The organism is Pseudomonas boreofloridensis, assembly GCF_030580795.1.
Lineage (GTDB): Bacteria > Pseudomonadota > Gammaproteobacteria > Pseudomonadales > Pseudomonadaceae > Aquipseudomonas > Aquipseudomonas boreofloridensis.
Genome location: NZ_JAUQOQ010000011.1, coordinates 19,716 through 33,978, shown reverse-complemented (window position 1 = coordinate 33,978; position 14,263 = coordinate 19,716). Strand labels below are relative to the sequence as shown.

General features: G+C 64.7%; 15 protein-coding genes. 9 read left to right on the top strand and 6 right to left on the bottom strand.

Going from position 1 to position 14,263, the window contains the following annotated elements; translation table 11 throughout:
* Positions 1-5 precede the first annotated feature (5 nt).
* Both Q6A47_RS14590 and Q6A47_RS14585 read left to right on the top strand, forming a co-directional pair.
* Positions 6-716, top strand: a complete 711-nt coding sequence (locus Q6A47_RS14590; RefSeq protein ID WP_029614649.1) for a DUF3108 domain-containing protein — start codon at positions 6-8, stop codon at positions 714-716.
* Positions 717-1,083: 367 nt separating this feature from the next.
* Positions 1,084-1,266 carry a hypothetical protein gene (locus tag Q6A47_RS14585; protein ID WP_029614650.1) on the top strand — a complete coding sequence of 61 codons (183 nt, stop codon included), beginning with the start codon at positions 1,084-1,086 and terminating at the stop codon, positions 1,264-1,266.
* Positions 1,267-1,310: 44 nt separating this feature from the next.
* Here Q6A47_RS14585 and Q6A47_RS14580 read toward each other — a convergent pair whose 3' ends face one another.
* The 5 genes from Q6A47_RS14580 to cysM all read right to left on the bottom strand — a co-directional run bounded on the left by Q6A47_RS14580 (position 1,311) and on the right by cysM (position 7,395).
* Entirely contained in the window at positions 1,311-1,850 is a 540-nt protein-coding gene (locus Q6A47_RS14580) for a DUF2058 domain-containing protein (protein ID WP_029612912.1), read from the bottom strand.
* Positions 1,851-1,876: 26 nt separating this feature from the next.
* Positions 1,877-2,710, bottom strand: coding sequence for a nucleoside triphosphate pyrophosphohydrolase (gene mazG / locus Q6A47_RS14575; protein WP_304484633.1), 834 nt, complete (start codon positions 2,708-2,710; stop codon positions 1,877-1,879).
* 84 nt (positions 2,711-2,794) lie between these two features.
* Entirely contained in the window at positions 2,795-5,035 is a 2,241-nt protein-coding gene (gene relA, locus Q6A47_RS14570) for a GTP diphosphokinase (RefSeq protein WP_029612913.1), read from the bottom strand.
* A 96-nt stretch (positions 5,036-5,131) separates the two neighbouring features.
* The gene (gene rlmD / locus Q6A47_RS14565; RefSeq protein ID WP_304484632.1) at positions 5,132-6,496 is read right to left on the bottom strand and encodes a 23S rRNA (uracil(1939)-C(5))-methyltransferase RlmD; all 1,365 of its coding nucleotides are present in this window, start codon (positions 6,494-6,496) and stop codon (positions 5,132-5,134) included.
* Complete coding sequence (gene cysM / locus Q6A47_RS14560) at positions 6,496-7,395, bottom strand: cysteine synthase CysM (protein ID WP_304484631.1); 900 nt, start codon at positions 7,393-7,395, stop codon at positions 6,496-6,498. The genes rlmD and cysM overlap by 1 nt, the downstream gene beginning before the upstream one ends.
* 239 nt (positions 7,396-7,634) lie before the next feature.
* Between cysM and Q6A47_RS14555 the strand changes: the two genes are divergently transcribed.
* The 4 genes from Q6A47_RS14555 to Q6A47_RS14540 are packed head-to-tail and all read left to right on the top strand — an operon-like array spanning position 7,635 to position 12,272.
* Complete coding sequence (locus Q6A47_RS14555; protein ID WP_304484630.1) at positions 7,635-10,391, top strand: response regulator; 2,757 nt, start codon at positions 7,635-7,637, stop codon at positions 10,389-10,391.
* Positions 10,392-10,418: 27 nt separating this feature from the next.
* A complete protein-coding gene (locus Q6A47_RS14550; RefSeq protein WP_304484629.1) occupies positions 10,419-11,408 on the top strand; it encodes a 2-hydroxyacid dehydrogenase in 990 nt (329 codons plus the stop codon).
* A gap of 25 nt (positions 11,409-11,433) precedes the next feature.
* The gene (locus Q6A47_RS14545; RefSeq protein ID WP_039576049.1) at positions 11,434-11,871 is read left to right on the top strand and encodes a hypothetical protein; all 438 of its coding nucleotides are present in this window, start codon (positions 11,434-11,436) and stop codon (positions 11,869-11,871) included.
* Positions 11,868-12,272, top strand: a complete 405-nt coding sequence (locus Q6A47_RS14540; RefSeq protein ID WP_304484628.1) for an META domain-containing protein — start codon at positions 11,868-11,870, stop codon at positions 12,270-12,272. Before Q6A47_RS14545 ends, Q6A47_RS14540 begins: the two co-directional genes overlap by 4 nt.
* A gap of 72 nt (positions 12,273-12,344) precedes the next feature.
* Here the strand turns inward: Q6A47_RS14540 and Q6A47_RS14535 are convergent, their stop codons facing one another.
* Positions 12,345-12,812: a TlpA disulfide reductase family protein gene (locus Q6A47_RS14535; protein WP_029612921.1), complete on the bottom strand. Its 468-nt coding sequence runs from the start codon at positions 12,810-12,812 to the stop codon at positions 12,345-12,347.
* 87 nt (positions 12,813-12,899) lie between these two features.
* Between Q6A47_RS14535 and arsC the strand changes: the two genes are divergently transcribed.
* The 3 genes from arsC to Q6A47_RS14520 are packed head-to-tail and all read left to right on the top strand — an operon-like array spanning position 12,900 to position 14,261.
* The gene (arsC, locus tag Q6A47_RS14530; RefSeq protein ID WP_029612922.1) at positions 12,900-13,253 is read left to right on the top strand and encodes an arsenate reductase (glutaredoxin); all 354 of its coding nucleotides are present in this window, start codon (positions 12,900-12,902) and stop codon (positions 13,251-13,253) included.
* Positions 13,250-13,855 carry an NAD(P)H:quinone oxidoreductase gene (wrbA, locus tag Q6A47_RS14525; protein ID WP_039576041.1) on the top strand — a complete coding sequence of 202 codons (606 nt, stop codon included), beginning with the start codon at positions 13,250-13,252 and terminating at the stop codon, positions 13,853-13,855. Before arsC ends, wrbA begins: the two co-directional genes overlap by 4 nt.
* Complete coding sequence (locus tag Q6A47_RS14520; RefSeq protein ID WP_304484703.1) at positions 13,848-14,261, top strand: DUF2069 domain-containing protein; 414 nt, start codon at positions 13,848-13,850, stop codon at positions 14,259-14,261. Before wrbA ends, Q6A47_RS14520 begins: the two co-directional genes overlap by 8 nt.
* Positions 14,262-14,263: the final 2 nt, after the last annotated feature.

The window sequence follows — 14,263 nt, the reverse complement described above, 5'->3', positions numbered from 1 at the left end:
AATGTATGCGTCGCGCCCTGTTTTTGGCTCTCGCCGTGCTTGCCCTGCCGCTCCAGGCAGCTGACCTGAAGCCCTTCTCGGCCAGCTATACCGCCGACTGGAAACAACTGCCCATGAGCGGTACCGCCGAGCGCAGCCTGGTCAAGAATGCCAACGGCACCTGGGACCTCAATTTCAAAGCGTCCATGATGATCGCCAGCCTCACCGAGCAGAGCACGGTGCGCATGGAAAACGACACCCTGCTGCCGCAGAAGTATCACTTCGAACGCGGCGGCCTGGGCAAGGCCAAGAAAGTCGACCTGGATTTCGACTGGAGCAGCAAGAAAGTCACCGGTAGCGACCGTGGTGATGCCATCAGCCTGCCGCTCAACCGTGGCGTGCTGGACAAGTCGTCCTACCAGTTGGCGCTGCAACATGACGTGGCCGCTGGCAAGAAGAGCATGACCTACCAAGTGGTCGACGGTGACGAGATCGACACCTACGACTTCCGCGTGCTGGGCACCGAGAAGGTCGCCACCAAGACCGGTCAGGTCGATGCCGTGAAAGTGGAGCGTGTCCGCGATCCAAGCCAGAGCAAACGTATCACCGAGCTGTGGTTCGCCAAGGATTGGGACTACCTGCTGGTGCAACTGCGCCAGGTGGAGACCGATGGCAAGGAATACGTGATCGTGCTGCAGGACGGCACGGTCGACGGCAAATCGGTAAAAGGCAGCTGATCGCCTCTGTGCTGTTTCCCAAGCCCCGCCCTGTGCGTAATGCTGTTCACTTAATATCTGTATTGCTGGAATTGGGGCTGCTGCGCAGCCCATCGCGGCGCAAGGCCGCTCCCACAGGGTCCGTACAGCCCTATGTTTCAGGGTTTGCGCGGACTTTGTGGGAGCGGCCTTGTGCCGCGAATGGGCCGCGAAGCGGACCCAGCATTCTTTAAGTGACCCGCATTACGCCCTGTGCGGGGCTTTGTTTTGTTCCCCGCACATTGATGAACATTGTTTCATCGTCGTTTTATTTACTTAGCCTGCTAACAAACTCTATAAAGAACGTGTGCGACACAGTGTCGCAGACCAACGAAAGTGGAGTTTACCGATGACTGTCCAAGTAACCGAACGCGACGAATCGAAAATGTCCCACGAAGGCCTGGCCGCTGGCGTGCGGATCTGGGATGTGCACCAGCAGGGCCAACTGGTCGGCATGTTCCATGACGAGCACCAAGCCCATCAGTACCGCCAGGAGCTCGAGACCCTCGAGAACCAGCGCCGCACGCAGTAAGTACCCATTCACGAAAAACCCCGCCTCGGCGGGGTTTTCGTCATTTACCACATGAGATCGTCAGGGATCTTGTAGGCCGCGTACGGATCGTCCTCGTCAGCTTCCTCGACATGGGTGTTGAGCAGCAGGATGCGCTGTGGCGCACGCTCCTGGACCTTCACCGCGGCTTCGCGAGGAATCACTTCATAGCCGCCGCCATGGGCAACGATCGCCAACGAGCCATTGCTCAGCTTGCTGCGCATCAGGGCATTGACGGCGATGCGCTTGACCTTCTTGTCGTCGACGAAGTTGAAGTAGTCCTCGGTATTGAGCTTGGGCAGCCGGGTGGCCTCGATCAGTTGCTTGACCTGGGCGGCACGCGCTTTCTGCTCGGCCTTCTCCTGCAACTGACGGTTCAGTTCCTGGTCTTTCCTGGCCTTCTCGGCCATGGCTTCCTTGGCCTGGCGCTGCTGGCTGTCATCGACCTCCAACTGGCCTTTGTGCTGCAGGCGTTTCTGTTTCTTCTCGGCCTTGTTGGTCTGGGAGACCTGCTTCTGGTTGACCAGACCGGCCTTGAGCAATTGATCGCGAAGGGAAAGGCTCATGGGTGTTCACTCACTTATGCATCGGCTCAGCCGCAGCTGGGCAGGTTCTTTTCCTGACGCTTGGCTTCGCCCCAGAGGGCGTCCAGCTCGTCAAGGCTACAGGCTTCGATCGGGCGGCTGGCGTCGCGCAGTGCCTGCTCGATGAAGCGAAAACGTCGTTCGAATTTACGGTTGGCGCCACGCAGGGCGTTCTCCGGGTCCAACTTGAGGTGGCGAGCCAGGTTCACGGCAGCGAACAGCAGGTCGCCGACTTCATCTTCCAGCGCCAGGGCATCGCCCTCGGCCATCGCTTGCAGCACCTCGTCGAGCTCTTCACGGACTTTGTCCACTACTGGCAGCGCCTCGGGCCAGTCGAAACCGACGGTGGCGGCGCGCTTCTGCAGTTTGGCCGCACGCGATAGCGCCGGCAAGGCGGCCGGCACATCGTCGAGCAACGACAACTGCTCAGGCGTGCTCTTCTCGGCGCGCTCCTCGGCCTTGATCTGCTCCCAGCGCGCCTTGACCTGCGCTTCGCTCAGGCGCGGGGCATCGACGGGTGCGTACAGGTCGCCCGTTGGGAACACGTGGGGATGACGACGGATCAGCTTGCGGGTGATCGAATCGACCACGTCAGCAAAATCGAACCGCCCGTCCTCGCGCGCCAATTGGCTGTAGTAGAGCACCTGGAACAGCAGGTCGCCGAGCTCGCCCTGCAACTGGACCAGATCGCCCTGCTCGATGGCATCGGCCACCTCGTAGGCTTCCTCAAGGGTGTGCTTGACGATGCTGGCGTAGTCCTGCTCCACATCCCACGGGCAACCGAACTGCGGGTCGCGCAGACGGGCCATGAGGTGCAGCAGGTCGTCCAGGGCGTAAGTCATGGGGGCAAGTCCTTCGGTGGCGGTTTCATCGCGGCTGACTCCGCGCCCACTGGGGCGGGGTCAGCCTGACAAGGGGGTACGGTCTCAGGGCGTGCGGTTACGCCGCGTCTCGATGATATTCGGCAGTTGCGAGATGCGCCCGAGCAGGCGCCCCAATGCATCCAGGCCGGGAATCTCGATGGTCAGCGACATGAGCGCGGTGTTGTCTTCCTTGTTCGACCGGGTGTTGACCGCCAGCACGTTGATCTTCTCGTTGAGCAGCACCTGCGACACATCGCGCAGCAGCCCCGGCCGGTCGTAGGCGCGGATGACGATATCGACCGGATAGGTCTGCACCGGAATCGGCCCCCAGCTCACCTGAATGATGCGCTCGGGTTCCTTGCCAGCCAATTGCAGCACCGAGGCGCAATCCTGGCGGTGGATACTCACCCCGCGCCCCTGGGTGATGTAACCGACGATGGCATCGCCCGGCAGCGGCTGGCAGCAGCCCGCCATCTGCGTGAGCAGGTTGCCGACCCCCTGGATCTGAATGTCGCTGCGCTTGCCGGCACGGGTGCCGCGCGCCGCGCGCGGAATCAACTCGACCTGCTCGATGCGCTCCGGCTCGATCAACTGCTGGGCGGCGTTGACCAGATGAGCCAGGCGCAGATCACCAGCCCCCAGGGCCGCGAACAGGTCTTCGGCAGTCTTGACGTTGGCCTTTTCCGCCAGGCGTTCGAAGTCGACCTGCGGCAGCCCCAAGCGGCTGAGCTCGCGCTCGAGCAGGGTCTTGCCGGCCGCGACGTTCTGGTCGCGCGCCTGCAACTTGAACCAGTGGACGATCTTGGCCCGCGCCCGCGAGGTGGTGACGTAGCCCAGGTTGGAGTTCAGCCAGTCACGGCTCGGGCTGCCGTGCTTGCTGGTGATGATCTCCACCTGCTCGCCGGTCTGCAGGCTGTAGTTCAGCGGCACGATGCGCCCGTTGATCTTGGCGCCTCGGCAGTTATGGCCGATCTCGGTGTGCACGCGGTAGGCGAAGTCCAGCGGCGTGGCGCCCTTGGGCAGGTCGATGGCGTGGCCATCGGGGGTGAACACGTACACCCGGTCCGGCTCGATGTCGACCCGCAGTTGCTCGGCCAGGCCGCCAATGTCGCCGAGTTCCTCGTGCCACTCCAGCACCTGGCGCAACCAGGAAATTTTCTCTTCGTAATGGTTGGAGCTGGACTTGACGTCGGTGCCCTTGTACTTCCAGTGCGCACAGACGCCCAGTTCGGCTTCTTCGTGCATGCCGTGGGTGCGGATCTGCACTTCGAGCACCTTGCCCTCGGGGCCGATCACCGCCGTGTGCAACGAGCGGTAGCCGTTTTCCTTGGGATTGGCGACGTAGTCGTCGAATTCCTTGGGAATGTGCCGCCACAAGGTGTGGACGATACCCAGCGCGGTGTAGCAGTCGCGGATTTCCGGGACCAGCACGCGCACCGCACGCACGTCGTAGATCTGGCTGAATTCCAGGCCTTTGCGCTGCATTTTGCGCCAGATCGAATAGATATGTTTGGCCCGGCCGCTGATGTCGGCCTTGACGCCGGTGGCCAGCAGTTCGTTCTGCAATTGGTTCATCACATCGGAGATGAACCGCTCGCGGTCCAGCCGTCGCTCGTGCAGCAGCTTGGCGATCTGCTTGTACTGGTCGGGCTCCAGGTAGCGGAACGAAAGGTCTTCGAGTTCCCACTTGATGTGGCCGATACCCAGGCGGTGGGCCAGCGGTGCATAGATGTCGAACACCTCGCGCGCCACGCGCAGACGCTTTTCGTCATCGGCAGACTTCACCGCACGGATGGCGCAGGTGCGCTCGGCCAGCTTGATCAGCGCCACACGCACGTCATCGACCATCGCCACCAGCATCTTGCGCAGGTTTTCCACCTGGGCCTGGGAGCCGAGCACCAGCGACTGGCGCGGACTGAGGCTGGCACTGATGGCGGCCATGCGCAGCACCCCGTCGACCAGCTTGGACACCACGGGCCCGAAACGTTGACCGACCTCGGCCAAGGTCACCTTGCCCTCGCGCACCGAGCGATAGATCACGGCGGCGACCAGCGAATCCTGGTCGAGCTTGAGGTCGGCGAGGATCTCGGCGATTTCCAGGCCCGCCTGGAAACTCGAGGTGCCGTCGGCCCAGGAGTGCTTGGCAGGGTTGCCCTTCTTCTCGACGTCCTGGGCGAAATCGCAGGCCTCTTTGAGGGCCGTGCGATCCAGCGCCGAATCGACGCTCACCACATGATCAAGCCATGCATCGAGGTTGATACTGCCGTCGGTGTTGACCGGCTGGTGCACTCTCACCTGTACCATGTTTCGTTTACCTTTCCATACAGCGCGCCCAACGGACGCACTGGCAATCAACCGTACCGCTTCCATTCCGTGGAAGCGCTACCAAGGGGCCAGCCGTTACTGGCCCGCTTCGAATAACGCCATGGCCTCGACATGGGCCGTCTGAGGAAACATGTCGAGAATCCCGGCCCTTTTTAACCGGTACCCCTGGCCGACCAGCACCTGCGCATCTCGCGCCAGCGTCGCGGGGTTGCACGATACGTACACCAATCGCCGGGCCTTGAGCCGGGCGATGCCTTGCACCACCTCGTGGGCACCGTCGCGAGGTGGGTCCAAGAGTACCGCAGAAAAGCCCTCGGCGGCCCACTCGGCAGCGGCCAGCGACTGCGATAAATCGGCCTGAAAAAACCGCACGTTATGCACATCGTTGGCCTGCGCGTTGGCGGCGGCGCGGTCAACCATGGTTTGCACGCCCTCCACCGCGACCACTTCGCGCGCCTGACGTGCCAGCGGCAGGGCAAAGTTGCCCAGGCCGCAGAACAGGTCCAGCACCCGCTCGTCCTGCTGCACGTTCAACCAGGCCAGCGCCTGCTCGATCATCTGCGTGTTGACCTGCGCATTGACCTGGACGAAGTCGCCCGGCCGCCAGGCCAGTTCCAGCCCCCAGGGTGCCAGGCTGAAACCCAGCCTGGAGGCGGGATCGCAGGGCGCAGGCTCGCCCTCGCCTTGCAGCCAGAGCTGCGCCCCGGCTTCCTGGCAGAACGCCTGCAACCGCGCCACATCCTGCTCGGGCAACGCGGACACATGACGCACCAGCACCGACTCGGCGCTGCCGCTGAACAGCTCGACATGCCCCAGGGCCTGCGGCGTGCTCAGGCTGCGCAGCACGGTCGGCAAATGGCGCAGGATCGCCTGCAAGGGCTGTACCAGCACCGGGCAATCGTCGATGGCGATGATGTCCTGGCTGGCCTCGGCACGAAAACCGACCTGCAGCTCGCGGGCCTTGGCGTCCCAGCGCACGGCAAGGCGTGCGCGGCGGCGGTAGCCAAACTCCGGCCCGGCCAACGGCGCGGCCCACGCCTCTGGCTGGACACCCGCCAGCCGTTGCAACTGCTCGGCCAACTGACGCTGCTTGAGCGCCAACTGCGCGGCATGCGGCAGGTGCTGCACGGTGCAGCCACCGCAACGGGCGTAGTGTCGGCACGGCGCTTCGCGACGTTCAGGGCTGCCTTGCAGCACCCGCTCCAGGCGCGCTTCGACGATCTTGCCGCGGGCACTGAGCACCCGCGCCTCGACCGCCTCGCCCGCCAAGGCGCCGCTGACGAACCAGGTGCGCCCCTCGACGAAGGCGATGCCACGACCGTCTCCGGCCAAGCGCTCGATGTCCAGGCGCTGTTTCTTGCCCACGGGCACCTGCGCGCGGCGATCGCCGCCGGCAGGTTGGAAGCGCAGGTTGCTGCTGGTGCTTTTCTTTCTGGACATCAGGTCGCGTCGAACAGGCCGGTGGACAGGTAGCGGTCGCCGCGGTCGCAGATGATCGCGACCATCACGGCATTTTCCACTTCTCGGGACAGACGCAGCATCGCCGCCACCGCACCGCCAGAGGACACGCCACAGAAAATGCCCTCTTCGCGGGCGAGCCGGCGCATGGTCGCTTCGGCTTCTTCCTGGGACATGTCGACCACTCGATCCACCCGCGTGGCGTCGAAGATCTTCGGCAGGTACTGCTCGGGCCAGCGGCGAATACCGGGGATGGCCGAACCTTCCATCGGTTGCAGACCGACGATCTGCACCGCCGGGTTCTGCTCCTTGAGATACTGCGAACAGCCCATGATGGTGCCAGTGGTGCCCATGGAACTGATGAAATGGGTCACGCCGCCCTGGGTCTGCTGCCAGATCTCCGGGCCGGTGCTGGTGTAGTGCGCGATGGGATTGTCGCCATTGGCGAACTGGTCGAGCACCAGGCCGCGGCCTTCGGCCTGCAGTTTGTCGGCCAGGTCGCGCGCGCCTTCCATGCCCTCTTCCTTGGACACCAGGATCAGCTCGGCGCCGTAGGCGGTCATGGCGGCCTTGCGCTCGGCGGTGGAGTTGTCCGGCATGATCAGGATCATCTTGTAACCCTTGATCGCTGCGGCCATGGCCAGGGCGATACCGGTATTTCCGGAGGTAGCCTCGATCAGCGTATCGCCGGGCTTGATCTGGTTGCGCCGTTCGGCTCGGGCGATCATCGACAGCGCCGGGCGATCCTTGACCGAACCGGCAGGATTGTTGCCTTCGAGCTTGAGCAGCAAGGTGTTGCTGGTGTACCCGGCCATGCGCTGCAGGCGCACCAGCGGGGTGTTGCCGACGCAATCGGCGATGGTTGGGTACTGCAGGGTCATGGGCGTGTTTCGCAATCAGGACGGCAGGGGCGACTATCATACCGGCAAAGCCGGTTTGGCCATATCACGCAATCGTTGGGGTCTATAGCATTCAGCTATATCGCTCCAGCGCGTTCTTGCGTGATCCCGCTCGACACCGAGGTGCACAAACCCAGTGCATTGGGGCCGAACGCGGAGTAACGTTCAGCCTGCTCGCCGTCCTGCGTGGACGGCCCGCCCGCACATGACAGGAGACCAGTGTGCTCGATCGTTTGGGAATCAGAAGCCGCGTCCTGCTGCTGGCCCTCCTGCCCGCCGGGCTGATGGCGCTGGTGCTGGGCAGTTATTTCACCTGGCTGCAGCAGAACGAACTGCGCAGCCAACTGCTGCAACGCGGCAAGATGATCGCCGAGCAACTGGCCCCGCTGGCCGCGCCAGCCCTGGCGCAGAACACGCCGGCGCAGTTGGAGCGGATCGCCGCCGAGGCGCTGGAACAGGCCGATGTGCGCGCGGTGGCGTTCCTCGCCCCGAACCGCTCGCGCCTGGCCCACGCAGGCCCGAGCATGCTCAACCCACCGCCCAGCGGCGGCACTGGCACGCAACTGCTGCAACGCAGCGGCAACGACGCCACGCGCTACCTGATGCCGGTGTTCGGCCATCACCGCGACCTGGCCACCGCGGCGGTGCCGGACGAGCGCGAACGCCTGCTGGGCTGGGTCGAGATCGAACTGTCCCACGACGGCACCCTGCTGCGCGGCTACCGCAACCTATTCACCAGCCTGCTGCTGATCCTTGCCTGCCTGAGCCTCAACGCCCTGCTGGCGCTGCGCATGAGCCGGGCGATCAACGGCCCGATCGGGCGCATCAAGCATGCCGTCACCCAGCTCAAGGAAGGCCACCTCGAAGAACGCCTGCCACCGATGGGCAGCGTCGAGCTGGACGAGTTGGCTGCCGGCATCAACCGCATGGCCGAGACCCTGCACAATGCCCACGAGGAGTTGCAGCACAGCATCGACCAAGCCACCGAGGACGTGCGCCAGAACCTAGAAACCATCGAGATCCAGAACATCGAGTTGGACATGGCGCGCAAGGAAGCGTTGGAGGCCAGCCGCATCAAGTCCGAATTCCTCGCCAACATGAGCCACGAAATCCGCACGCCGCTCAACGGTATCCTCGGCTTCACCCACCTGCTGCAAAAGAGCGAGCTCACGCCGCGCCAGCTCGACTACCTGGGTACCATCGAGAAATCGGCCGACAACCTGCTGGGCATCATCAACGAGATTCTCGACTTCTCCAAGATCGAAGCCGGCAAGCTGGTGCTCGACAGCATTCCGTTCAACCTGCGCGACCTGATCCAGGACACCCTGACCATCTTGGCGCCCGCCGCCCACGCCAAGCAGTTGGAACTGGTCAGCCTGGTCTACCGCGACACGCCGTTGTCGCTGATCGGCGACCCATTGCGGCTCAAGCAGATCCTCACCAACCTGGTGAGCAATGCCATCAAGTTCACCCGCGAAGGCACCATCGTCGTGCGCGCCATGGTCGAGGACGAACACGAGGACACCGCACAGTTGCGCATCAGCGTGCAGGACACCGGCATCGGTCTGTCACCGCAGGACGTGCGCGCGCTGTTCCAGGCCTTCAGCCAGGCCGACAACTCGCTGTCTCGCCAGCCCGGCGGCACCGGCTTGGGACTGGTGATCTCCAAGCGCCTGATCGAGCAGATGGGCGGCGAAATCGGCGTCGACAGCACGCCCGGCGAAGGCTCGCAGTTCTGGATCAACCTCAACTTGCCCAAGGCCCATGACGATACCGACGCCTTGCCGCTGCAGGCGCTGATCGGTCGCCGCGCCGCGATCGTCGATGGGCATGAACTGGCGCGCCAGGCGTTGCAGCATCAGTTGGAGGATTGCGGCCTGAGTGTCAGTCTGTTCGGCTCGTTCGACCAACTGCTGCAAGGGGTGCAGGCGGCCAGTCAGGCCGGGCAGCCGTTCGAACTGGCGGTGCTTGGCGCCCACCTCGGCATCCTCGCGCCGGAACGCCTCGGCCAGTACCACCAGCAGCTCGAGCGTCTGGGCTGCCAATGCGTGGTGCTGTGCCCGACCACCGAGCAGGCGCAGTACCACCCGTTCCTGCCCAATGGCCACGGCCAACTGCTGTCCAAGCCCACCTGCACCCGCAAGCTGCGGCGCCTGCTGCTGGAGCTGATGCAACCGAGTCGCCCCAACGTCGATGTGCGCCAGGGCATCGGCACGCGCCTGCCGCGCATCCTGTGCGTCGACGACAACCCGGCCAACCTGTTGCTGGTGCAAACCCTGCTCGAGGACATGGGCGCCCAAGTGGTCGCGGTGGACAGCGGCTTCGCGGCGGTGGAGGCAGTCCAGGCTGCGCCCTTCGACCTGGTGCTGATGGACGTGCAGATGCCGGGCATGGACGGCTGCGCCTGCACCGAACAGATCCGCGACTGGGAAACGCGCCAGAACGATCCGCCGCTGCCCATCGTCGCCCTCACAGCGCACGCCATGGCCAATGAAAAGCGCGCCTTGTTGCACAGCGGCATGGATGATTATCTGACCAAGCCGATCAGCGAGCGCCAACTGGCCCAGGTGGTGATGAAATGGACCGGGCTGAACCTCGGCACGCCGCCGCCGGAGCGCGCCAGCGAACGCCTGCCCGACAGCAGCGAACTGCTGGTGCTGGATCACGAGGAAGGCCTGCGCCTGGCAGCCGGCAAAGCGGACCTGGCCGCCGACATGCTGGCCATGTTGCTGGCGTCGCTGGAGGGCGACCGTCAGGCCATCGCCAGCGCGCGCGAGCTGGGTGACCGCGCGGCGATAATCGAGCGCGTGCATCGCCTCAACGGGGCTTCGCGCTATTGCGGGGTGCCGCAACTGCGTGCGGCCTGCCAGCGCGCCGAAACCTTGCTCAAGCAGGACAGCCCCCAGACCACCCAGGCGCTCGACGAGTTGGACCTGGCCATCGAGCGTCTGGCGCAACAGGCGCACTTGAGCGCCTGACAACCGATTGCCGAAGGAGTATCGCGCATGCGCATCCTGTTGTTCAGCAGCCAACACTACGACCAGGAAAGCTTCAGCCAGGCGGCCATCGACAGCGGCCTGGAACTGCACTTTCAACCCGCTCGCCTGACCCTGGACACGGCACCGCTGGGGCAGGGTTTCGCCGTGGTGTGCGCCTTCATCAATGACGAGCTGGATGCCGAGGTACTGGAATGCCTGGCCAGCGGCGGCACCCGCCTGATCGCCCTGCGCTCGGCCGGCTACAACCACGTGGACCTGGCCGCAGCGGCGCGCCTGGGACTGACCGTGGTGCGGGTACCAGCCTACTCGCCGCACGCCGTGGCCGAGCACGCGGTCGCGCTGATCCTGGCGCTCAACCGTCGCCTGCACCGCGCCTACAACCGCACCCGCGACGGCGACTTCACTCTGCACGGGCTGACCGGCTTCGACCTGCATGGCAAGACCGTAGGCGTGGTCGGCACCGGACAGATCGGCGCGACCTTCGCCCGCATCATGGCCGGCTTCGGCTGTCGCTTGCTGGCCTACGACCCGCAGCCCAATCCCGAGTTGCTGGCACTGGGGGCCCGCTACCTGGAGCTGCCCGAACTGCTCAGCGAGTCGCGCATCATCAGCCTGCACTGCCCGCTGACCGACGCCACCCGTCACCTGATCAACGCCCGCAGCCTGGCCAGCCTGCAGCCAGGCGCCATGCTGATCAACACCGGACGCGGCGCGCTGGTCGACACACCGGCGCTGATCGACGCGCTCAAGAACGGTCAACTCGGCTACCTGGGCCTGGATGTCTACGAGGAAGAAGCGCAGCTGTTCTTCGAGGACCGCTCCGACCAGCCGCTGCAGGACGACGTACTGGCCCGCCTGCTGACCTTCCCCAACGTCATCGTCACTGCCCACCAGGCCTTCCTCACCCAGGAAGCCTTGGCGGCGATCGCTGCCACCACGCTGGACAACGTGCTCCACTGGGCGGCAGGCGATGCGCGCAACACCGTCACGGGTTAGGATACGCGGCATTTCTGGAGGACCCATGGTCGAGCACGATTTCCGCTACACCCTTTTCAACCCGCAACACACCCTGATCGAATGCCGCGCCCTGGTGCCAGGTCGCTACCAGGTGACCGGCAACGGCGGCTCGATGCACAAGGGCGACGCCCTGCTGGTCACCCTCAAGGGCAGCAAGGACCTGTCCATGCGCCTGACCGTCGAAAGCGTGCGCCACCTGATCAACCCGCGCGGCCAGTGGGTTGCCGTGGCCAGCGGCCCGGTGTTCAACGAGCTGGAAATCCTTACCTGGCAGGTCAAGTGCGACCAGTGCGAAGCCGTGCTCGACTTCGAGTTCGCCGTCGACGCCAAACTGGGCAAGAAGGCCCGCCAACCGGCCGCCAGCGCCCGCATCGCCGAACTGGGCTGGCGCAGCGAAGGCGAGCGTCACCTGTGCCGTCAGTGCCAGGCAGGCGCCCAATGAAGCATCTGTTGACCTGCGCGGTGCTGCTCAGTGGTCTGCTCGGCTGCGCCGCCGAGCCTTCGAAGCTGCAGCACGAGCGTAGCTATGTCCTGGAATGGATCGGCGAACGCCCGCTGATCGACAACAGTCACCTGACCCTGACCCTGGCCGACGATGGTCGCGCCTATGGCACCGCCGGCTGCAACCACTGGTTCGCCAGCTACACGCAGAACGGCGAGCGGCTCAGCTTCGGCCAGGTCGGCAAGACCCGCAAGCTGTGCGCCCCGGCACTGATGGAGCAGGAAGAACGCTATCTGAAAGCGCTGCAGAGCGTGCAGCGCTGGGATGTCTCGAGCATCGAGCAGATCCGCCTGTGGCCTGCCGAAGGCAAGCCCCTGCGCTTCTGGGCTGACGAAGACTGAAGTCATTCAGGTCTGCCAAGCACGCCATCGCCGGTCGACCCGCGATGGACTGCGCAGCAGCCCTGATAACCGTCAGGCTCCGCCCTTCAACGCCTTGATCTTGGCCTGGAGCCCTTCGAGCGTCTGCTCGCCGAGCAACTGCTCGCGCACCTTGCCCTTGTCATCGATGATGTAGGTCACTGGCAACGCCTCGCTGCGCGGTAACTCGTAGTGCTCGGCAGGATCCTGCGCCAGCACGGTGAATTCGATGCCGAGCGCCTGGGCCGCCTGCTTGAGATCGTCGCCCTGCAGGCCATCGAAGTTCACCCCCACCACCTTGATGCCCTGCGCCTGCCACTGCTGGGCCGCGCTGTTCAGTTCCGGGATTTCCGTGCGGCACGGACCGCACCACTCGGCCCAGTAGTTGAGCACCAGCCAGTGCCCGTCGAGCTGCTCGGCCTTTACCGTGTTGCCGTGTTGGTCCACGCCGTAGTCTGCACCGCAGCCGCCGAGCAACAGGCTCGCGGTGATCGCCAGTGCAGCCGCCAAACGCCTTGCCATGGGTCAATCCTTCTCGAAGTTTTAAAGCATGAAATGTCGGACGCAGCGGGTAGAATAGCCGCCACACCCAGCTGGATGCGACCCGTCATGCCCGAACTGACCCTCTACCATAACCCACGCTGCTCGAAATCCCGTGGCGCCCTGGAACTGCTGGAAGCCCGCGGCCTGGCACCGACCATCGTGCGCTACCTGGAAACCCCGCCCGATGCGGCCACCCTGCACGCGCTGCTCGGCAAGCTCGGCATCGGCGCACGCCAGTTGCTGCGCAGCGGCGAAGACGAATTCAAGACCCTGGACCTGGCCAACCCCGCCCTCAGCGATGCACAACTGATCGAGGCCATGGTCCAGCATCCGAAACTGATCGAACGCCCGATCCTCGTCGTCGACGACAAGGCCGTGATCGGCCGTCCCCCGGAAAACGTCCTGGAGCTCTTGCCATGAGCGAACCCTACATCCTGGTGCTGTACTACAGCCGTCACGGCTCCACCAGCGAGATGGCCCGGCATATCGCCCGCGGCGTCGAAATGGCCGGGCTAGAAGCGCGGCTGCGCACCGTACCGGCCATTTCCACCGAGTGCGAAGCCGTGGCGCCGGACATCCCCGCCAGCGGCGCGCTCTACGCCAACCTGGACGACCTGCGCCAGTGCGCGGGCCTGGCCTTGGGCAGCCCGACCCGCTTCGGCAACATGGCAGCGCCGCTGAAGTACTTCCTCGACGGCACCAGCAGCCTGTGGCTGGGTGGCGAACTGGTGGGCAAGCCTGCGGCCGTGTTCACCTCCACCGCCAGCCTGCACGGCGGCCAGGAGACCACCCTGCTGTCGATGCTGCTGCCGCTGATGCACCACGGCATGCTGGTCACCGGCCTGCCCTACAGCGAGTCCGCCTTGCTGGAAACCCGTGGCGGCGGCACGCCCTATGGCGCCAGTCACCATGCCGGCGCCGATGGCAAGCGCGAGCTGGACGAGCACGAAATCGCCCTGTGCCGCGCCCTGGGCCAACGCTTGGCGAGCACGGCCAAGGCGCTGAGTCATGCACGTGGCTAAAAAACCCAAGGTACTGCCGACACTCGACTGGCTGGCTCCACGCCTGCGCGTGACCCGCGCACTGGCGCTGGCCTGCTTCTGTGGCCTGATCGCCCTGCTGGTGGTGAACGATGTGTGGTTCGCCGACCTGCACGGCGCCCGCGTCGCGGTGATCCTGGCCATCGAGCTGGTGCCGCTGCTGCTGTTGCTGCCCGGCATGCTGATCGGCAGCGCCCGGGCACATGCCTGGACCTGCTTCGTGGTGAACCTCTATTTCATCAAGGGTGTGCTGGCGGCCTTCGACCCAGCCAGGGCGCTGTTCGGCTGGATCGAAGTGCTGGTGAGCCTGGCGCTGTTCGTCAGCGCCTTGCTGTTCGTGCGCTGGAAGTTCCAGTTCGAACGGCGTATGGCGGGCGAAGGTCGGTAGGC